Annotated in this window: 16 protein-coding genes; 9 read left to right on the forward strand and 7 right to left on the reverse strand. The window is 60.4% G+C overall.

What is annotated here, in order from left to right:
* Positions 1-8 precede the first annotated feature (8 nt).
* The 5 genes from AC07N8_RS11570 to aspA all read right to left on the reverse strand — a co-directional run bounded on the left by AC07N8_RS11570 (position 9) and on the right by aspA (position 6,897).
* Entirely contained in the window at positions 9-1,040 is a 1,032-nt protein-coding gene (locus tag AC07N8_RS11570) for a histone deacetylase family protein (protein ID WP_483841609.1), read from the reverse strand.
* 263 nt (positions 1,041-1,303) lie between these two features.
* Positions 1,304-2,302 carry an AraC family transcriptional regulator gene (locus tag AC07N8_RS11575; RefSeq protein ID WP_493143533.1) on the reverse strand — a complete coding sequence of 333 codons (999 nt, stop codon included), beginning with the start codon at positions 2,300-2,302 and terminating at the stop codon, positions 1,304-1,306.
* A 173-nt stretch (positions 2,303-2,475) separates the two neighbouring features.
* Entirely contained in the window at positions 2,476-3,480 is a 1,005-nt protein-coding gene (locus tag AC07N8_RS11580; RefSeq protein WP_493143532.1) for an asparaginase, read from the reverse strand.
* Between the two features lie 77 nt (positions 3,481-3,557).
* The gene (locus tag AC07N8_RS11585) at positions 3,558-5,009 is read right to left on the reverse strand and encodes an alanine/glycine:cation symporter family protein (RefSeq protein WP_483841612.1); all 1,452 of its coding nucleotides are present in this window, start codon (positions 5,007-5,009) and stop codon (positions 3,558-3,560) included.
* Between the two features lie 463 nt (positions 5,010-5,472).
* Entirely contained in the window at positions 5,473-6,897 is a 1,425-nt protein-coding gene (aspA, locus tag AC07N8_RS11590; RefSeq protein ID WP_027926288.1) for an aspartate ammonia-lyase, read from the reverse strand.
* 180 nt (positions 6,898-7,077) lie between these two features.
* On the opposite strand from aspA, the gene AC07N8_RS11595 reads away from it, so the two are divergent.
* The 5 genes from AC07N8_RS11595 to AC07N8_RS11615 all read left to right on the forward strand — a co-directional run bounded on the left by AC07N8_RS11595 (position 7,078) and on the right by AC07N8_RS11615 (position 10,885).
* Positions 7,078-7,986: a LysR substrate-binding domain-containing protein gene (locus AC07N8_RS11595; RefSeq protein ID WP_027926289.1), complete on the forward strand. Its 909-nt coding sequence runs from the start codon at positions 7,078-7,080 to the stop codon at positions 7,984-7,986.
* 330 nt (positions 7,987-8,316) lie between these two features.
* A complete protein-coding gene (purE, locus tag AC07N8_RS11600) occupies positions 8,317-8,808 on the forward strand; it encodes a 5-(carboxyamino)imidazole ribonucleotide mutase (protein ID WP_008030713.1) in 492 nt (163 codons plus the stop codon).
* A gap of 11 nt (positions 8,809-8,819) precedes the next feature.
* Positions 8,820-9,902, forward strand: coding sequence for a 5-(carboxyamino)imidazole ribonucleotide synthase (locus tag AC07N8_RS11605; protein WP_483841613.1), 1,083 nt, complete (start codon positions 8,820-8,822; stop codon positions 9,900-9,902).
* A gap of 112 nt (positions 9,903-10,014) precedes the next feature.
* Positions 10,015-10,260: a GlsB/YeaQ/YmgE family stress response membrane protein gene (locus tag AC07N8_RS11610; RefSeq protein ID WP_027926291.1), complete on the forward strand. Its 246-nt coding sequence runs from the start codon at positions 10,015-10,017 to the stop codon at positions 10,258-10,260.
* Between the two features lie 88 nt (positions 10,261-10,348).
* The gene (locus AC07N8_RS11615; RefSeq protein ID WP_483841614.1) at positions 10,349-10,885 is read left to right on the forward strand and encodes a DUF3299 domain-containing protein; all 537 of its coding nucleotides are present in this window, start codon (positions 10,349-10,351) and stop codon (positions 10,883-10,885) included.
* A 138-nt stretch (positions 10,886-11,023) separates the two neighbouring features.
* Here AC07N8_RS11615 and AC07N8_RS11620 read toward each other — a convergent pair whose 3' ends face one another.
* Positions 11,024-11,923, reverse strand: coding sequence for a D-hexose-6-phosphate mutarotase (locus AC07N8_RS11620; protein ID WP_483841615.1), 900 nt, complete (start codon positions 11,921-11,923; stop codon positions 11,024-11,026).
* A gap of 57 nt (positions 11,924-11,980) precedes the next feature.
* Positions 11,981-12,385, reverse strand: a complete 405-nt coding sequence (locus tag AC07N8_RS11625; protein WP_007942704.1) for an acyl-CoA thioesterase — start codon at positions 12,383-12,385, stop codon at positions 11,981-11,983.
* Between the two features lie 364 nt (positions 12,386-12,749).
* Here AC07N8_RS11625 and AC07N8_RS11630 point away from each other — a divergent pair, with 364 nt between their 5' ends.
* From AC07N8_RS11630 to pstA, 4 genes are all read left to right on the forward strand, one after another.
* The gene (locus AC07N8_RS11630; protein ID WP_493143527.1) at positions 12,750-14,048 is read left to right on the forward strand and encodes an MFS transporter; all 1,299 of its coding nucleotides are present in this window, start codon (positions 12,750-12,752) and stop codon (positions 14,046-14,048) included.
* A gap of 232 nt (positions 14,049-14,280) precedes the next feature.
* Complete coding sequence (locus AC07N8_RS11635) at positions 14,281-15,282, forward strand: phosphate ABC transporter substrate-binding protein PstS (RefSeq protein WP_483841617.1); 1,002 nt, start codon at positions 14,281-14,283, stop codon at positions 15,280-15,282.
* Positions 15,283-15,481: 199 nt separating this feature from the next.
* A complete protein-coding gene (locus AC07N8_RS11640; RefSeq protein ID WP_483841618.1) occupies positions 15,482-17,764 on the forward strand; it encodes an ABC transporter permease subunit in 2,283 nt (760 codons plus the stop codon).
* A 15-nt stretch (positions 17,765-17,779) separates the two neighbouring features.
* Positions 17,780-19,450 (forward strand): phosphate ABC transporter permease PstA, encoded by a 1,671-nt coding sequence (gene pstA / locus AC07N8_RS11645; protein ID WP_483841619.1) that lies wholly within the window; start codon positions 17,780-17,782, stop codon positions 19,448-19,450.
* Positions 19,451-19,507 lie beyond the last annotated feature (57 nt).

The following is a 19,507-nucleotide window of genomic DNA, read 5'->3' on the forward strand; positions in this document are numbered from 1 at the left end:
CTAATTCCTCATTGGGCGCTTTCAAAACCTTCGAGAACGTTCACGGCATTGATGCCGATTTCTTCTACCGCGTAACCGCCTTCCATCACGAACAGCGTCGGCTTGCCGAGACGCGCGATGCGCTCGCCCATGGCCAGGTAATCGGGGCTGTCGAGCTTGAATTGGGAGATGGGATCGTCCTTGAACGTATCGACGCCCAGGGAGACGACGACAATGTCGGCGCCGTAGTTTTCGATCTCTTTGCAGGCCTGATCCAGCGCTGCACTCCATGTGTCCCAACCGCTGCCGGCGGGCAGAGGGTAGTTGAAGTTGAAGCCTTCACCCGCGCCTTCGCCGAGCTCGTCTTCATAGCCGAGGAAGAACGGGAACTCGGCTTCCGGGTGGCCGTGGATCGAGGTGAACAGCACGTCGCTGCGTTCGTAGAAAATCGATTGGGTGCCGTTGCCGTGGTGGTAGTCGACGTCGAGGATCGCGACCTTTTTGTGGCCCTGATCGAGGAATGCCTGGGCGGCGATGGCGGCATTGTTGAGGTAGCAATAACCGCCCATCAAATCGCTGGCGGCGTGGTGTCCCGGTGGACGGCACAGGGCGAAGGCACTGCGCGCACCGCGCTGGATTTGTGCTTGGGCGGTCAGCGCCACTTGCGCCGCGCTGTACGCTGCTTGCCAGGTACCGGCGGTGATCGGTGCGCCGCCGTCGAAGCTGTAATAGCCGAGTTGGCCGTGCAGGCTGGCGGGCTTGATGGCGCGCAAGGTTCGGGCCGGCCAGGTGTAGGGCAGCAAGTCGCCGTCGGTATTGAATTCGGTCCAGCGTGCCCAGGCACCTTTGAAGAAGTCGAGGTAGTCACGGCTGTGGATGCGCGCGATCGGGTCGAGGCCGAAATCCTGCGGTGCTTCGACCGGGCCGAGGTTCTGGTTTTTTACGCGTTGCAACACATGGTCGGCACGCGACGGCATCTCGAAGCAGGGCTTGAGTTGCCCGTCTATCAATTCGCAACGGCCATGGTGCAGGTGGTGATCGTCCGAGTAGATCGTCAGCATTTTCTTGTTCTCCGCAGGCTGATTCGGTTGAACACAGTCTCGCGGCAGGCGGCGTTTGGGAGAACGGCAGGAAAGGCCAAAAGGGGATTGATATGGCCAAAAGATTTGACCGAAATTCGCCCCTTGATGGTGCGGCTGTGCCCATTGTTGGATATCTAATGCAGACAGTGTGGGAGCGAGCCTGCTCGCGAAAGCGGCGTGTCAGACGATTCCAGTGTTGGCTGTGCCGCCGTCTTCGCGAGCAGGCTCGCTCCCACAGGGGGTTACCGGTGGGGCCTGAACTGACTCGGCGCCACACCACTCCAGCGCACAAATGCATGACGAAAACTCGCGGTCTCGCTGAAGCCCAGCGCCTCGGCGATCCGGTAGATCGGCGTTTGGTCTTCACAGAGCATTTGCTTGGCCTGCTCGAAACGCAGCTCATCGAGCAATTCCTGATAGCTGCACCCCGAATCCTTGAGGTGTCGACGCAAGGTCCGCGCCGAACAATTCATCTGCTCGGCCAACCCCTCAAGCCCCGGCGCTGCATTCAACTGCGCGCTGAGCAACTGCCGAATACGCCCCAGCCACGCCTGGCGCCCGGTGAACTCGGTGTTCTGTTTGCGGCAGCGTTCGGCCATGGCTTGATGGGTAATGACATCGGCGAGCGGCAAGGGCTGGTCGAGCCAGTTGCGATCGAACGCAAACGCGTTGTCCCGCGCTTCGAAATTCAGCCCGCAAGCGAAGTGCTCGGCGTACGTGGCCTGATAGTCCGGCGCGGTGTGTTCGAAGCGTGCGGCCAGCAGCGGTAGCGGGTGACCGAGCAGGTCGTCGCAGATCACTTTCAACGACACCAGGCAGAATTCGGCATTGAACACCGCCATTGCCGGGCTCTCCCGGTAATCCGCCGCGACGAACCAGACACGCTCGCCGTCGTCTTCCAGGCTCAGCTCGAAAAGTGTTCCCAACAGCGCCGGATAGCGCATCGCCAAGCGCAAAGCGTCACCGAAGGTGGCACTGGTGAGCAACGCGTACCCGAGCATGCCGTAGCACGAAACGTGCATTCGCCGGCCCAGTTCCAGGCCGATGTCACGCTTGAGCGCGACCGCGTTGGCGCAGACCTGCATCTCCTGATTGGTGGTGATGCGCGTGTCCGCCCGGTTCAGGTCCGCCGCGCTGATGCCGCTTCCGGCGAGCAAGTCCTCGCTGGACAGGCCTTGGTCCTTGAAGGTGTTGAGCACCAGGGAGACGGCGTTGAGGGTGGTGAGGTGGGAGTGGAGCATGGGTGGCTTCCAGCCGTGGAATGGCTGGAACGCAGCAAGTTATATGCCTGATGGAGATCCCTGTGGGAGCGAGCCTGCTCGCGAAGGCGGCGGCACATCCAACAATGATGTGACTGATATATCGCATTCGCGAGCAGGCTCGCTCCCACAGGGTTTTGTGTCGTGCCTTAAGATCAGACGAGTTCGCCGCAGAGGTCGAGTTCTACCAGGCGACGCACTTCTGCGTTATCCAGTCCTGCACCCAACAGCGCATGCAACTTGCCGAACGCCGCCTCACGGGTCATGCCGCCACCCGACAGCACGCCAACGCCACGCAAACGGCTGCCGGCCTCGTACACGTCCAGTTCAACACCCCCTTCATGGCACTGCGTCACGGCGACCACCACAACACCTTTGTCCCGCGCCCGTTTCAGGCTGGCGAGAAACTCGGGGTTATCACTCGGCCCGGTGCCACTGCCGTAGCACTCCAGCACCAGACCCTGAATGCCGCTGGCGAGCAGGCCATCCAGAATCTCGGCGCCGATACCAGGGAACAGCGGCAGTACGGCGACTTTCGCCAATTGCTTGGGCTGGTTGTAGGTCAGCGATGCGGGCAAGGAAGAAGCCTTCACACCGCCACCCTGGCGCTCAAGCCGCTTGAACGGATGACGACCGAAACTGCGCACTTTCGCGCAACGGGTCGGGTCCAGCAGTTCGCCGTGGAAGTACAGATGAACCCCCGGTGCCAGGCCATGGCCGAGGGCGACCAGCGCACCGCTGAGGTTTTCCCAGGCATCGCTGTCGGTCACGCCGGCCGGCAGCATCGAGCCGGTGAAACACACGCGGGCATGCAGGCCGAGCAATTGAAAACTCATGGCCGCCGCGCTGTAGGCGAGGGTGTCGGTGCCGTGCAGGATCAGCACGCTGTCGCAGCCCTGCACATCAACTGCGTCGACCACGGCTTCGCGCAGTTGCTGCCAGTACGTGGGTGTCATGTTGGCGCTGTCGATCAGCGGCGACATCTCGCGAAAGCGCCACTGCGGCACCACCAGTTCAGGCTGGCTGTGCAGGTATTCACGCATCCGCGCTTCGAAACCGGAGGCCGGGGCCAGGCCGTGGGCGCTGGCTTGCATGCCGATGGTGCCACCGGTGTAGAGCACCATGACGTGCTGGGCGGCAGGGTAGGTCGAGGAATTCATGGAGGTTCTCCGAGAACAATGAGTTCCTGTGGGAGCAAGCAAGCTTGCTCCCACATGGGATACCGCACTTTAACCGATCAGCGTTGCGCTGCGGGTACGCCTTGTGGCTCGGCTTCTGCCTTGGCGACCGCCGCTGGCGGGTTGGCCGGCCAGGCTTGCAGGTCCAGGTCCAGATCCGGGAACTTGCTCGAATCGAACACCGGGGTCTTGATTCCGGCAGCACGCTGGTCATCGTAGTCACGCAGGATGCGCATGCCGACCTTGAACAGCAGGAACAGCGCGATCAGGTTCACGAACGCGAGCATGGTCATGGTGATGTCGGCGAAGGCGAACACGGTGCTCAGATTTTCGATGGCGCCCCAGAAGATCAACACCAACACCAGTGCGCGGTAGCCGATCAGCGCCTTGCGGTTTTCACCGATCAGGAAGCGCAGGTTGCTCTCGCCCAGGTAGTAGTTGTAGAGAATCGAGGTGAACACGAACAACGACAGGGCCACGGAAATGAACATCCGGCCCCAGTCACCAACTACCGCCGCCAGCGAGTTCTGGGTCAGGGCAATACCGTCGCCTTCGAAGCCCGGGGTGTAGAAGCCCGAGAGCAGGATCAGCAGCGCGGTGCAGGTGCAGATCACGAAGGTGTCGAGGAACACGCTGAATGCTTGAACCACGCCTTGTGCCACCGGGTGTTCGACCGACGCGACTGCTGCCACGTTGGGCGCACTGCCCAGGCCCGCTTCGTTGGCAAACACGCCACGCTTCACGCCCATCACAATCGCGCTGCCGATCAGGCCGCCGAACGCCTGGTCGAGACCGAACGCGCTTTTAACGATGGTCATCAACATCGCCGGGACGTGATCGAATTGCAGCACGATCACGTAGATGGTCACGCCGATGTACACCAGGGTTTTCACCGGCACCAACAGGTCGGCGACCTTGGCGATGCGCTTGATCCCGCCGATGAACACCAGGCCCAGCAATACTGCCAGCGCGATGCCGGTGTAGGTGGTGTCGAGGCCGAAGGCGTTGTTCAGCGAGTGAGTCACGGCGTGGGATTGCAGGCCGTTGAAGGCAAACCCGAAGGTCACCAGCAACAGGAACGCCATGATCATGCCCAGCCAGCGTTTCTGCAGGCCGTGCTGAATGTAGTAGGACGGGCCGCCACGGTAGGTGCCGTCGGAATCGCAGCGCTTGTAGAGCTGGCCGAGGGAACATTCGAAGAAGCTGCTGGACATGCCGACCAGCGCGGTCACCCACATCCAGAACACCGCACCTGGCCCGCCGAGGGTCACGGCAATACCGACACCGGCGATGTTGCCTGCACCGACGCGGCCGGCGAGGCTGAGCATCAGGGCCTGGAACGAACTGAGTTGACCGGCGCTGCTTTTGAGGCTGTCGCCGAAGACCGAGAACATGTGGAAGAAGTGGCGCAATTGAACGAAACGCGAGCGGATCGTGAAGTAGCTACCGAGCCCGACAATGAGCACGATCAGTACTTTCCCTGAGAGGAAGTCGTTAATGACTTCGAGCATGGATTATTCCTCGCTGTTTTTTGTTTAGGCAAATGTTGGGCAGGCAGCAACATCGCGTTACACCGCTGTGCGCGTGGCACGACAGGTGAGGCGCGTGTTCGTCCCGGTCCCATTTCGCAGGTTTGTTATTAGTTCGGGTTTCGCATGGGTTTGGGCCTCGTTACCGACGACCGCTCATGCGAAGAGGGGCGGCACTATACCTAGGAGAGTGCCGTCCGTCTGCACAGTTGTGGTGCAAGCGATAACGCGAAGCCTTTGAAACACCTGACATTTTTGCGCCAGGTTATGTGGGAACTGCTTTTCTGTGGGAGCGAACTCGCTCCCACATTTCTCAGTCTCCAGACATTCATTTGCTGCCAAAAAGTTAAAAAAAAGGGCTTGGGGATAAATCCCCAAGCCCTCAAAAGGTGAGAGGTGTCTAGTCCCTCGACCTGGTGAGCGGTGCTACAACTAACGCGTCGGTTCAGGCTTTAAGCGGAACCAGACGCGGAGCAATCATGTTTTCCGGGCGCAGGATGTCGGCGAGCATGGCGTCGTCGAGCAAGCCTTCTTCGCGCACCAGTTCCAGCACGCCGCGGCCGCTTTCGAGGGCGATACGGGCGATGCGGGTGGCGTTTTCATAGCCGATGTACGGGTTCAGTGCGGTGACCAGGCCGATCGAGTGCTCGACCAGTTCGCGGCAGCGCTCTTCGTTGGCGGTGATGCCGGTGATGCAGTGCTCGCGCAACATGTCCATGGCGCGTTGCAGCAGACGGATCGAGTCGAAGATCTTGAACGCGATCAGCGGCTCCATCACGTTCAGTTGCAGCTGGCCGCCTTCGGCCGCGATGGTCAGGGCCAGGTCGTTACCGATGATCTGGAATGCCACCTGGTTAACGGCTTCCGGAATAACCGGGTTGACCTTGCCTGGCATGATCGAGCTGCCTGGCTGACGCGCTGGCAGGTTGATTTCGTTGATGCCGGTGCGTGGGCCGCTGGACAGCAGGCGCAAGTCGTTGCAGATTTTCGACAGTTTGACCGCGGTACGCTTGAGCATGCCGGAGAACAGTACGAAGGCGCCCATGTCGGACGTGGCTTCGATCAGGTCGGCGGCCGGCACCAGCGGTTGACCGCTGATCAGTGCCAGGCGCTGAACGGCCAGGTGCTGGTAACGCGGGTCGGCATTGATGCCGGTACCGATCGCAGTACCGCCCAGGTTCACTTCGGTCAGCAGTTCAGGAGCCAGTGTTTTCAGACGCGCCAGGTCTTCGCCCAGGGTCGTGGCGAATGCACGGAATTCCTGGCCCAGGGTCATCGGCACGGCGTCTTGCAGCTGGGTACGACCCATCTTCAGGACGTGGCTGAATTCTTCACCTTTGGCGGCGAACGACTGGATCAGGCTGTCGAGGCTGGCCAGCAGTGCGTCGTGACCCAGCAGCAGACCCAGGCGGATCGCGGTCGGGTAGGCGTCGTTGGTGGACTGCGCCATGTTCACGTCGTTGTTCGGGTGCAGGTATTGGTATTCGCCTTTCTGGTGACCCATGGCCTCCAGAGCAATGTTGGCGATGACTTCGTTGGCATTCATGTTGGTTGAAGTGCCAGCGCCGCCTTGAATCATGTCCACCACGAACTCTTCGTGGAAATCGCCGCGGATCAAACGTGCACAGGCTTCGCTGATGGCAGCGTGCTTGGCTTCGCTCAGGTGACCCAGTTCCCGGTTGGCGTCAGCGGCGGCCTGTTTGACCATCGCCAGACCGACAACCAGCTTCGGGTAATGCGAAATCGGAACGCCCGAGAGGCGGAAGTTATTCACCGCTCGCAGGGTCTGGATGCCGTAATACGCTTGAGCAGGTACTTCGAGTACGCCAAGCAGGTCTTTTTCTGTGCGGAAAGATGCAGCGGAGGACATGATAGAAATCATCTCGATATGGACCCGGTCTGTGCCGGAACACTGCAAATGCTAGGCTTGTGGAGAATTTTCGGCCAATGCTGTTAAACACTGGCCTATGCACATTCGGCATAATGCCCATGTGACGCCGCGTGTGCGGCGAGCGTGTGACCTAAATTGGTGCGTGTCCGGGAGGGCGTGATGAATCTGGAAAGTAAATGGCTTGAGGACTTCAGCGCCCTGGCCGCCACCCGCAGCTTCTCCCAGGCTGCGGAACGCCGCTTCGTGACCCAACCGGCCTTCAGCCGGCGAATTCGCAGCCTTGAAGCCGCACTGGGGCTGCAGCTGGTCAATCGCTCGCGCACGCCCATCGAGCTGACGGCGGCGGGGCAATTGTTTCTGGTGACGGCGCGAACCGTGGTCGAGCAGTTGGGCGAAGTACTGCGCCATCTTCATCACCTCGAAGGCGGGCAGGGCGAAGTGATGCAAGTCGCCGCCGCTCACTCTTTGGCGCTGGGTTTCTTTCCGCGTTGGATCGCGCAACTGCGTAACGAAGGTTTGAACATCGCGACGCGTCTGGTCGCGACCAACGTTGGTGACGCGGTGCATGCGTTGCGTGAAGGCGGTTGCGATTTGATGCTGGCGTTCTACGACCCGGATGCGGCGTTGCAGATGGACCCGGAAATCTTCCCTTCGCTGCACCTCGGCCATACCGAGATGCTGCCGGTTTGCGCGGCGGATGCGGACGGCAAACCGTTGTTCGATCTGGAAGGCGAGGGCAGCGTGCCGTTGCTCGCCTACAGCGCCGGCGCGTTTCTCGGTCGCTCGGTCAACATGCTGTTGCGCCAGCGGGCGCTGCGTTTCACCACTATTTATGAAACCGCCATGGCCGACAGCCTGAAAAGCATGGCGCTGGAAGGCTTGGGCATTGCCTGGGTGCCGCAACTCAGCGTGCGCGCCGAACTGGCTCGCGGCGAACTGGTGGTCTGCGGCGGCCCGCAATGGCATGTGCCGCTGGAGATTCGGCTGTACCGCTGCGCGCTGGTGCGCAAGGCCAACGTGCGGCTGCTGTGGCGCAAACTTGAAGGCGGCGCCGCGCAAGGCACTTGAACACACCGACCATCCCTGTGGGAGCGAGCCTGCTCGCGAAAGCGCACTCATGTTCAACATCTAAGTTGACTGTCACACCGCCTTCGCGAGCAGGCTCGCTCCCACAAGGGATTTGTGGTGTAGTTGGCTGACTCGCAAGTCAATAAAACCGGCCCTTTGCGCCGTATGACAGATGGTCGTTTCGGGGGCTGTTTATCTGTGTCATTACGGTATACTGCGCGGCCTTCGGCCGGTTCGCCCGGCCATAATTCGTACAATCAAGCCACGCATCCTGCGTGGCTTGTTGTTTTTTGACGCGCCTGCGGGCGCCCAGAGAGAAGAGGCACGACGATGAGTGCACTGGTTGGCGTGATCATGGGCTCCAAGTCCGATTGGTCCACCCTTAGCCACACCGCCGATATGCTGGAAAAGCTCGGCATCCCTTACGAGGTGAAAGTGGTCTCTGCCCACCGCACCCCGGACCTGCTGTTCCAGTACGCCGAAGAGGCTGAGGCCCGTGGCATTGAGGTGATTATCGCCGGTGCCGGTGGCGCGGCCCACTTGCCAGGCATGTGTGCGGCCAAGACCCACCTGCCGGTGCTGGGCGTACCGGTGCAGTCGGCGATGCTGTCCGGCGTCGATTCGCTGCTGTCCATCGTGCAGATGCCGGCCGGCATCCCGGTTGCGACCCTGGCCATCGGCAAGGCTGGCGCGATCAACGCCGCGCTGCTGTCGGCGAGCATCCTGGGCGCCAAGCACCCGCAGTTCCACGAAGTGCTGAAAACTTTCCGCGCTGAGCAGACAGACAGCGTCCTGGACAATCCAGACCCACGCATCGCCTGAGGTTGTTGACGATGAAGATCGGTGTAATCGGTGGCGGCCAGTTGGGTCGCATGTTGGCGCTGGCGGGCACCCCGCTGGGTATGAACTTCGCTTTCCTGGACCCTGCGCCGGATGCTTGCGCAGCCGCGTTGGGCGAACACCTGCGGGCCGATTACGGCGATCAGGATCACCTGCGTCAGCTCGCCGATGAAGTCGATCTGGTGACCTTCGAATTCGAAAGCGTGCCGGCCGAAACCGTGGCGTTCCTCTCGCAATTCGTGCCGGTCTACCCGAGCGCCGAAGCCCTGCGCATTGCCCGTGATCGCTGGTTTGAGAAGAGCATGTTCAAGGACCTGGGGATTCCGACCCCGGCGTTCGCCGACATTCAGTCGCAAGCCGATCTGGACGCCGCCGTGGCGTCCATCGGTCTGCCGGCCGTGCTGAAAACCCGCACCCTGGGTTACGACGGCAAGGGTCAGAAAGTCCTGCGCAAACCGGAAGACGTGGTCGGCACCTTCGCCGAGTTGGGCAGCGTCGCTTGCCTGCTGGAAGGCTTCGTGCCGTTCACTGGCGAAGTGTCGCTGATCGCCGTGCGTGCTCGCGATGGCGAAACCCGCTTCTATCCACTGGTTCACAACACCCACGACAGCGGCATCCTCAAGCTGTCCGTGGCCAGCACCGATCATCCGCTGCAAGCCCTGGCGGAAGACTATTCCAGCCGCGTGCTCAAGCAGCTGGATTACGTCGGCGTGATGGCGTTCGAATTCTTTGAAGTCGACGGTGGCCTCAAGGCCAACGAAATCGCCCCGCGCGTACACAACTCCGGGCACTGGACCACTGAAGGCGCCGAGTGCAGCCAGTTCGAAAACCACCTGCGGGCCGTTGCCGGTCTGCCGCTGGGCTCGACGGCGAAAATCGGTGAGAGCGCAATGCTCAACTTCATCGGCGTTGTACCGCCGGTTGAGAAAGTGATCGCGATTGCCGATTGCCATCTGCACCACTACGGCAAGGCGTTCAAGGCCGGTCGCAAGGTCGGTCACGCCAACCTGCGCTGTGCGGACCGCGAGACGCTGGCGGCACAGATCCTCAAGGTCGAAGCGCTCATCGCCGAATAAATAGTTTCATGTGGCCGCGGCGGAACCATTCAGGCACCGCCGTTCTCTCATGGCAGGATGCCAAAGTCTGACTAGGCTTTGGGCATATCCAAATCATTCAGAGGGAAATGCCATGGGAATTATCGGAACCATCTTTATCGGCTTGATCGTCGGCCTGCTGGCTCGGTTCCTGAAACCGGGCGATGACAGCATGGGTTGGATCATGACCATCCTGCTCGGTATCGGCGGTTCGCTGGCGGCCACTTACGGCGGCCAGGCTCTGGGCATCTACCATGCGGGCGAAGGCGCTGGTTTCATCGGTGCGCTGGTTGGCGCGGTGGTGTTGCTGGTGATCTACGGTTTGATCAAAAAGAACTGATCCAAAGCGACAAAGCCCCCTCTGCGCCGCACGCAGAGAGGGCTAGAATGCTCGGCGACTTATCGCCCTTCCTTTACCGAGCACCTCAATGCGCCGTCTTCTGTTGACTCTCCTTTTCCTGGGCAGTGGTTTGGCCCATGCCGGCGAACTGCCGGAAACCGACTGGCTGGAACTGATGCCCAAGTCGGACCAGAAAGCCCTCGAAGCCATGCCCGAAATCGACCACAACACTCCCGAAGGCGATGGCACCTTTACTGCGAAAGGTGGCATGAAGCAGAGCAAAGGCTTGCCGGCGGTGATGTATTCGACCAAGACCGTGCCGTCGATGAACGACAAGAACATCCGCATCGGGGGTTACCCGGTGCCACTGGAGTCCGACGCCAAGGGTCGCAGCACGCTGTTCTTCCTCGTGCCGTACCCGGGCGCCTGCATCCACGTGCCGCCACCGCCGCCAAACCAGTTGGTGCTGGTGCGTTATCCGAAGGGGTTGAAGCTGGATGATATCTACACGCCGCTGTGGGTGACCGGCACGTTGAAGATCGAGAAGGTCAATAATGACCTGGCTGATGCGGCGTATGCGCTGGATGCGGCGAAGGTTCGGGTAGTGAAGGAATCGGATCTGTAACGCGCCAGTAAGCCTGACAAAGATCCAATATGTGGGAGCGAGCCTGCTCGCGAAGAGGGAGTGTCAGTCGGGATCAATGTCGACTGACACACCGCATTCGCGAGCAGGCTCGCTCCCACAGTTGTTTTGGGGTGTTGCTTAGAGAGGTTTGCTGGCGATGCTTACGCCGAGGGTATGACTGGCACCCGGCGCCAGTGTCACCACATCATCCATCACATTCGCCGTCTCGATGCACAACATCCGCTGCCAGCCATCGTCGGCCATGTCGCTGAACGCCGCTGCGCGCTCGATCCATGGATTCCAGATCACTGCGTTGCGCGAATTTTGGCTGGTCAGCTCGATGCGTCGTTCCCAGGCCGGGTCGACGATGCTTAGTAGTGGCGGGGCGTCGAGGTAGATGCGATCGGTCTCGCCGGTAAAATGCAAATCACCAGACTGAGTGACGGTTTTCCAGTCATCCAGCGTCTCGATGTAGCTCAAGCCATCCAGCCCTTCAACGTGCACGTTGCGTACATCGCTGACCGCGAAATAGCTGTGCAGCGCCTGGCTGAGGGTGACGGTATCCGTGCCCTGGTTATGGCTGGTCAGGCTGATGTGCAGTTGCTCATCCAGACGAATGCTCAGCTTCAAATCCACCTGATGAGGCCACTGCGCAAAGCCACCTTCAGGGTAGGGCAGGACAAACTCCACCTTGAGGCTTTCGCCTTCGGCCTCGATGCCGCCCAGCTCCCAGTCCATCGCCCGGACAAAACCGTGGGCGCTCGGCGCTTCATGGCTGACGCGCATCGCCTGGACGCTCTGCGGGTTGCGTGCAAAGTTGCCGAACCACGGCCAGCACACCGGCACGCCGGCGCGGATGCTCTTGCCGGTCTTGAACACCGCCTCATCGTTGAGCCAGATCAGCGGCGGTTGGCCGGCCAATTGATAACTGAGGATGTGCGCGCCTTGCTGGGCGACCAGCAATTCGGCCTGGCCGTGGCGGATGCGCCAGCAGTTCAGTTCATCCAGTTTCACGGCTTCAACGTTGGGCGTGTTCATGGGACAACTCTCGATCGGGAACAATGACTGCAATGGACCGCAAAACCGCCGCAGCGTTTAACGTGCGCGAGGCGGAACCGAGCGAGTACGGCCGCTGCCGTCGATGGCGACGAACACAAACACCGCTTCTGTCACTTTACGCCACTCGCTGGACAGCGGGTCGTCGCTCCAGACCTCGACCATCATCTTGATCGAGCTGCGGCCGATTTCCAGGGCCTGGGTATAAAAGGAGAGCTGGGCGCCCACCGCCACTGGAACCAGGAACGCCATGCGATCAATCGCAACGGTGGCAACGCGTCCGCCAGCAACCTTGCTGGCCATGGCGGTGCCGGCCAAATCCATCTGCGCCACCAGCCAGCCGCCGAAAATATCGCCGAAGCCGTTGGTTTCGCGAGGAAGCGCGGTGATTTGCAGGGCCAGGTCGCCTTGCGGGATTGGATCTTCTTGTTCGAGCTCTATCATGCCGGGGGTGCCTCTGACCCGTGACTCTTCGTTGGTACTTCAGGTGAATAGCCGCTTTCAAGAAAAACGATTCAGCCCCGAACATACTACGTTCGTCACGTTTTTCGTAAGGCGCCTAAAGGGAAACTCTGCGAAATCGACTGGTAGAGCCAGCAGCGTCTTCGCACAGCAACCCTTTCAAACTGTTGCAAGATCCCGAGTATATCGGTCGGTAGACTCCGAGACGACCGCCGGGTTCTCATTTTGACCGTCAAAAACGCGCCTCTATGTGCTTTTTCGAACAATTTGCTATGGTGCCGGACCTGCCCAAGCCTCCGCCAGCGTTGTTGAGGTTGCAGATTCGACTATAAGAGAAGCCCTTGCCATGACCACAGCGCCCTCGAGCATCGCGCAGCCGACTCAACCCGCACGCCCGTTGACCCGCAACGACTACAAGACTTTATCGCTGTCTGCCCTGGGCGGCGCGCTGGAGTTTTACGACTTCATCATCTTTGTGTTCTTCGCCACGGTGGTGGGCAAACTGTTCTTCCCCGCGGACATGCCCGAGTGGCTGCGGCTGATGCAGACCTTCGGCATTTTCGCTGCCGGCTACCTGGCGCGGCCATTGGGCGGCATCGTCATGGCGCACTTCGGCGACCTGCTGGGACGCAAGAAGATGTTCACCCTGAGCATTTTCATGATGGCGGTGCCGACCCTGATCATGGGTTTGCTGCCGACTTATGCGCAGATTGGCATGTGGGCACCAATCCTCCTGCTGCTGATGCGGGTGATTCAAGGCGCGGCGATTGGCGGTGAAGTGCCGGGCGCATGGGTCTTCGTTTCCGAACACGTGCCGCAACGGCATATCGGCTACGCCTGCGGCACCCTGACCAGCGGTCTGACGGCGGGCATTCTGCTGGGTTCGTTGGTCGCTACGGCAATCAACAGTATTTATACCTCGGGAGAAGTGGCCGATTACGCCTGGCGGATCCCGTTCCTGCTGGGTGGCGTGTTCGGCCTGTTCTCCGTGTACCTGCGCCGCTGGCTGCACGAAACCCCGGTGTTCGCCGAACTGCAACTGCGCAAGGCCCTGGCCGAAGAAGTGCCGCTGCGTGCCGTACTGCGTGACCATCGCGGCGCGATCCTGATTTCCATGCTGCTGACCTGGCTGCTGTCCGCCGGCATCATCGTGGTCATCCTGATGACCCCGACCGTGCTGCAGACCGTTTACCACTTCTCACCGACCACGGCGTTGCAGGCCAACAGCGTGGCGATTGTGTTCCTGAGCCTTGGGTGTGTGGCTAGCGGTGCGCTGGCGGATCGTTTTGGTGCCGGGCGGGTGTTCGTGTTTGGCAGCGCAGCGTTGCTGATCAGCTCGTGGACGTTCTATCACAGCCTGTTCAATCACCCGGACTGGCTGTTCCCGATGTATGCCTTGACCGGTTTGCTGGTGGGCACCATCGGCGCGGTGCCGTACGTGATGGTGAAGGCCTTCCCGGCGGTGGTGCGGTTTAGCGGGTTGTCGTTCTCGTACAACCTGGCCTACGCGATTTTCGGTGGCTTGACGCCGATGGTGGTGACGTTGCTGCTGAAGGAGAGCCCGATGGGGCCTGCTTACTATGTGGCGATCATTTGCGGGGTCGGGATTGTGGTGGGTGGGTATCTTTGGAAGAAGGGTCGTTAAGTCGACTTTTTTATCGACTGGACTGGCCTCATCGCGAGCAGGCTCGCTTCCACAGTGGAATGCATTTCCTTGTGGGAGCGAGCTTGCTCGCGATGGGGGCGACTCGAAATATCCTGCAAAAAAGCAGAATGCTGGCCTTTCATCCAATTGTCATATTTCAGCCATAGAGTGTTCACACGGCCTGCTGATACTTGGCCCCGACTTAACACACCCTATCTGCTAGGAGTAAGGCATGAAACTGAAGCGTTTGATGGCGGCAATGACTTTTGTCGCTGCTGGCGTTGCGACTGCCAACGCGTTCGCCGCTGTTGACCCGTCGATCCCGAGCTACACCAAGACCACTGGTGTGTCGGGCAACCTGTCCAGCGTCGGCTCCGATACCCTGGCCAACCTCATGACCCTCTGGGCTGAGAACTACAAAAAAGAATACCCGAACGTAAACATCCAGATTCAGGCCGCTGGCTCCGCCACTGCGCCACCTGCGCTGACTGAAGGCACCTCTAACCTGGGCCCGATGAGCCGCAAAATGAAGGACACCGAACTGGCTGCCTTCGAGCAGAAGTACGGCTACAAGCCAACCGCTATCCCGGTTGCCGTGGACGCCCTGGCTGTCTTCGTTCACAAAGACAACCCGATCCAGCACCTGACCATGGAACAAGTCGACGCGATCTTCTCGTCCACTCGTCTGTGCGGCGCTAAAACCGACGTCAAAACCTGGGGTGACCTGGGTGTGACCGGTGACCTGGCCAACAAGCCGGTTCAACTGTTCGGTCGTAACTCGGTATCCGGCACCTACGGCTACTTCAAAGAAGAAGCCCTGTGCAAAGGCGACTACAAGCCAAACGTCAACGAACAACCGGGTTCGGCTTCGGTCGTACAGTCGATCAGCTCCTCGCTGAACGGCATCGGTTACTCGGGCATCGGCTACAAAACCGCTTCCGTGAAGACTGTGGCTCTGGCCAAGAAAGGCACCACTGAGTTCATCGAAGACAGCGAAGAAAACGCACTGAACGGCAAATACCCGCTGTCGCGTTTCCTCTACGTTTACGTCAACAAAGCCCCGAACAAGCCTCTGGCCCCGCTGGAAGCCGAGTTCGTGAAACTGGTTCTGTCCAAACAGGGCCAGGAAGTTGTCGTGAAAGACGGCTACATCCCACTGCCAGCCAAAGTCGCAGCCAAAGCACTGGCTGACCTGGGTCTGGCGGAAGGCGGCGCTGAAGTCGCAAAAAAGTAACAAACTGATTCGAGGTTAACCTCGGATCCTGTGGGAGCGTGGCTTGCCCGCGATGGCCGTAACCCGGTGTCCCGGCAAGCCAAGGCTCTTGCTCCCACACCCCCAAATTTCCGGTCCTCTGCCAGTTCCCGCTGGCGGCGGACTTGTTGCGTCACTGCATTGTCATCTTTCTGTCATACAGGATCGCTAGGGTGTGCGCATGAATGATCTGGCCAATTCCACCATGACTACGAATCCCCCCAAGCGAATTGATTTCAATACGCCTGAGCTGCAACGCAAGCGCCGCATTCGCGCGCTCAAAGATCGCCTGACCCGTTGGTACGTCCTTATTGGCGGCCTCGCTGTCCTCGGCGCGATCACACTGATTTTCTTCTTCCTTGCTTACGTCGTCTTGCCCCTGTTCCAGGGTGCCGACCTGACCGCCAAAGACTCCATCACGCCCGCCTGGATGCAAGATGCCGGCAAGCCGTTGATGATCTCCCTCGAAGAACAGAACCAGGTCGCCATGCGGGTTTCCGACAAGGGCCAGGCGCTGTTCTTTGATATCGACAGTGGCGCTGAACTCAAGCGCGTCGATCTGCCGCTTCCGGCCGGTGTCAGCGTGACCTCCATTGGTGAAGACCAGCCGGGCCATCCATTGGTGGCTGTGGGTCTGTCCAACGGCCAGGCACTGGTGTTCCGTCACACCTATAAAGTCAGCTACCCGGACGGCAAGAAAACCATCACGCCAGCCGTTGAATACCCGTACGGCGAGACGCCGATTGCACTGAACGAAGCCGGTGGCGCGCTGGAACACGTCAGCCTCAACGCCAACGATTCGACGCTGATGCTGGTGGGCGCGACCGGTTCGCAACTCAATGTTTTGTCGCTGACCAGCGAAGAAAACATGATGACCGGTGAAGTCACCAACGAGCAGAAGCGTATCGACCTGCCGCAGATGAACGAGCCGGTGAAGAACATCTTCGTCGACCCGCGTCAGCAGTGGCTGTACGTCATTAACGGTCGTGCTCAGGCCGATGTGTTCAGCCTGCGCGACAAGAGCCTCAACGGTCGCTACAAACTGCTTGAAGACGGCGAAGCGCAAATCACTGCCAGTACCCAACTGGTAGGCGGTATCTCGCTGATCCTCGGCGACTCCAAAGGTGGCCTGGCCCAGTGGTTCATGGCGCGCGACCCCGATGGCGAGCTGCGTCTGAAGCAGATCCGTACTTTCCAGATGGGCACCACGCCGATCGTTGAAATCAGTGCTGAAGAACGTCGCAAAGGCTTCGTTGCCCTCGACGCTTCCGGCAAGCTCGGCGTGTTCCACAGTACCGCTCACCGCACCTTGCTGGTGGATCAGGTCGTGGAAGGCCAGGGCCTGTTCGGTCTGTCGCCACGCGCCAACCGCATCATCGTCGAAGCGGGCGGCAAGATTCAGCCGCTGCTGCTGGACAACCCGCACCCGGAAGTGTCGTGGAGCGCGTTGTGGAGCAAGGTCTGGTACGAGAACTACGACGAACCTAAATACGTCTGGCAATCGACCGCTGCCAACACTGACTTCGAACCGAAGATGAGCTTGTCTCCGCTGACCTTCGGTACCTTGAAAGCTGCGTTCTACGCCATGCTGCTGGCGGCACCGCTGGCCGTTGCTGCGGCAATCTACACCGCTTACTTCATGGCCCCGAGCCTGCGCCGCAAGGTCAAGCCGGTGATCGAGCTGATGGAAGCGATGCCGACGGTGATCCTCGGTTTCTTCGCCGGCCTGTTCCTCGCACCCTATGTAGAAGGGCATTTGCCGGGCATCTTCAGCCTGCTGATGCTCCTGCCGATCGGCATCCTGGTGGCCGGTTTCACCTTCAGTCGCCTGCCTGAATCGATCCGCCTGAAAGTGCCGGACGGCTGGGAAAGCGCGATCCTGATCCCGGTGATCCTGTTTGTGGGCTGGCTCTCGCTGTACATGAGCCCGTACATGGAAACCTGGTTCTTCGGCGGCGACATGCGCATGTGGATCTCCCACGACCTGGGCATTACCTACGACCAGCGCAACGCACTGGTAGTCGGCCTGGCCATGGGCTTCGCGGTCATCCCGAACATCTACTCCATCGCCGAAGACGCCGTGTTCAGTGTGCCGCGTGGCTTGACCCTCGGTTCCCTGGCCCTCGGCGCTACGCCGTGGCAGACCATGACCCGCGTGGTGATTCTCACCGCCAGCCCGGGCATCTTCTCGGCACTGATGATCGGCATGGGCCGTGCGGTCGGTGAAACCATGATCGTGTTGATGGCCACCGGTAACACCCCGGTCATGGAAATGAACCTGTTCGAAGGCCTGCGCACCCTGGCGGCCAACGTTGCGGTGGAAATGCCCGAATCGGAAGTCGGCGGCAGCCACTACCGCGTGCTGTTCCTCTCGGCGCTGGTGCTGCTGCTGTTCACCTTCGTCATGAACACCCTCGCAGAACTGATTCGTCAGCGTCTGCGCAAGAAATACTCGTCGCTTTAAGAAAGGTAGAAGTCTGTGAAACAGAACTCCCTGAATGGATGGTTCAAGAGCGGCGCCCCGGGCGTCTGGATCAGCGGTGGCGCGGTGTCCATCGCGGTCATCATGACCATTGGCCTGCTGGCCGTGATTGCCGTGCGCGGCCTGGGTCACTTCTGGCCGGCGGATTTGATTCACGCCAGCTACGACGTGCCGGGCCAGGCCAATCACCTGGTCATCGGCGAAGTGGTACAGAAGGAAGAAGTGCCACGTGAGCGCCTGAAAAGCGCTGGCCTGCCGGTGCCCGATCAGGGCCCGGAGTTCATGACCCGCGAGCTGATCAAGGTCGGCAACCGTGACTTGAACGGCAACGACTTCACCTGGATTGTCGGCGAGTGGCTGACCAACCAGAAAACCCCGCCTGAGCTGATGACCATCGAGCGTCGTGAGTGGGGCAACTTCTACGGTTACCTGGTCAACGTCAAACAGGACGGCAAAGTCATCGCTGAAGGCGAAGCGGCCTGGCCGGAACTGCAGGCGCGCGTTGATCGCGTGAACAAGCTCGCGGCACAGCTCAAGACCCTGGAAAAAGTCGACATCGGTGCGATCAACTCGGGTCTGGAACGCATTCGCCTGCACGGTCGCAAGCTGGAACTGGCCGGCAAGCTCGACGCCGCCGCGCAAGCGGACATGGATGCCGAGCGCGCCGAACTGAATGCTCGTTATCAAGACATCGAAGCCCGTCTGAATGACCTGCACGCCCAGTTCAACCGCGACAGCCTCACGGCCCGCGATGCGAACGGCAAGGAAATCGAAATCAGCATCGGCAAAGTGGTTCACGCTTACCAGCCGAACGCCATGGGCACGATGACCAAGGTCGGTTTCTACTTCAGCAAGGTCTGGGAATTCCTGTCCGATGACCCGCGTGAAGCGAACACCGAAGGCGGGATCTTCCCGGCGATTTTCGGCACCGTGATGATGACGTTGATCATGGCGATGATCGTGACGCCATTCGGCGTGCTGGCAGCGGTTTACCTGCGTGAGTACGCCAAGCAAAACGTGCTGACCCGCATCATCCGCATTGCGGTGAACAACCTGGCGGGCGTTCCGGCCATTGTTTACGGCGTGTTCGGCCTGGGCTTCTTCGTCTATGTACTGGGCGGCTCGGTTGACCGTTTGTTCTTCCCTGAAGCCTTGCCGGCACCGACCTTCGGTACACCGGGCCTGCTCTGGGCCTCGCTGACCCTGGCATTGCTGGCCGTTCCGGTGGTGATCGTGGCCACTGAAGAAGGCCTGGCGCGGATTCCTCGCACCGTGCGTGAAGGCTCGTTGGCCCTCGGCGCGACCAAGGCAGAAACCTTGTGGAAGATCGTGCTGCCCATGGCCAGCCCGGCGATGATGACCGGCATGATCCTCGCCGTGGCGCGCGCCGCCGGTGAAGTGGCGCCGCTGATGTTGGTCGGTGTGGTGAAACTGGCACCGTCGCTGCCACTGGATGGTAACTACCCGTACCTTCACCTTGACCAGAAAATCATGCACCTGGGCTTCCATATTTATGACGTCGGCTTCCAGAGCCCGAACGTAGAAGCCGCGCGGCCGCTGGTGTACGCCACGGCACTGCTGCTGGTGCTGGTGATCGCCACGCTCAACCTGTCGGCGGTCTACATCCGGAACCACCTGCGCGAGAAATACAAAGCGCTGGACAGCTGATAACCCTGTAGGAGCCGGCTTGCTGGCGATGGCATCACCGCGGTGAACCTGATGACC

Source organism: Pseudomonas sp. GW821-FHT10C09 (assembly GCF_059415465.1).

Bases quoted from the DNA above. Each gene is read 5' to 3' on its own strand.
- AC07N8_RS11570 (WP_483841609.1), bottom strand. From the start codon at position 1,040: ATGCTGACGATCTACTCGGACGATCACCACCTGCACCATGGCCGTTGC.
- AC07N8_RS11575 (WP_493143533.1), bottom strand. From the start codon at position 2,302: ATGCTCCACTCCCACCTCACCACCCTCAACGCCGTCTCCCTGGTGCTC.
- AC07N8_RS11580 (WP_493143532.1), bottom strand. From the start codon at position 3,480: ATGAATTCCTCGACCTACCCTGCCGCCCAGCACGTCATGGTGCTCTAC.
- AC07N8_RS11585 (WP_483841612.1), bottom strand. From the start codon at position 5,009: ATGCTCGAAGTCATTAACGACTTCCTCTCAGGGAAAGTACTGATCGTG.
- aspA (WP_027926288.1), bottom strand. From the start codon at position 6,897: ATGTCCTCCGCTGCATCTTTCCGCACAGAAAAAGACCTGCTTGGCGTA.
- AC07N8_RS11595 (WP_027926289.1), top strand. From the start codon at position 7,078: ATGAATCTGGAAAGTAAATGGCTTGAGGACTTCAGCGCCCTGGCCGCC.
- purE (WP_008030713.1), top strand. From the start codon at position 8,317: ATGAGTGCACTGGTTGGCGTGATCATGGGCTCCAAGTCCGATTGGTCC.
- AC07N8_RS11605 (WP_483841613.1), top strand. From the start codon at position 8,820: ATGAAGATCGGTGTAATCGGTGGCGGCCAGTTGGGTCGCATGTTGGCG.
- AC07N8_RS11610 (WP_027926291.1), top strand. From the start codon at position 10,015: ATGGGAATTATCGGAACCATCTTTATCGGCTTGATCGTCGGCCTGCTG.
- AC07N8_RS11615 (WP_483841614.1), top strand. From the start codon at position 10,349: ATGCGCCGTCTTCTGTTGACTCTCCTTTTCCTGGGCAGTGGTTTGGCC.
- AC07N8_RS11620 (WP_483841615.1), bottom strand. From the start codon at position 11,923: ATGAACACGCCCAACGTTGAAGCCGTGAAACTGGATGAACTGAACTGC.
- AC07N8_RS11625 (WP_007942704.1), bottom strand. From the start codon at position 12,385: ATGATAGAGCTCGAACAAGAAGATCCAATCCCGCAAGGCGACCTGGCC.
- AC07N8_RS11630 (WP_493143527.1), top strand. From the start codon at position 12,750: ATGACCACAGCGCCCTCGAGCATCGCGCAGCCGACTCAACCCGCACGC.
- AC07N8_RS11635 (WP_483841617.1), top strand. From the start codon at position 14,281: ATGAAACTGAAGCGTTTGATGGCGGCAATGACTTTTGTCGCTGCTGGC.
- AC07N8_RS11640 (WP_483841618.1), top strand. From the start codon at position 15,482: ATGAATGATCTGGCCAATTCCACCATGACTACGAATCCCCCCAAGCGA.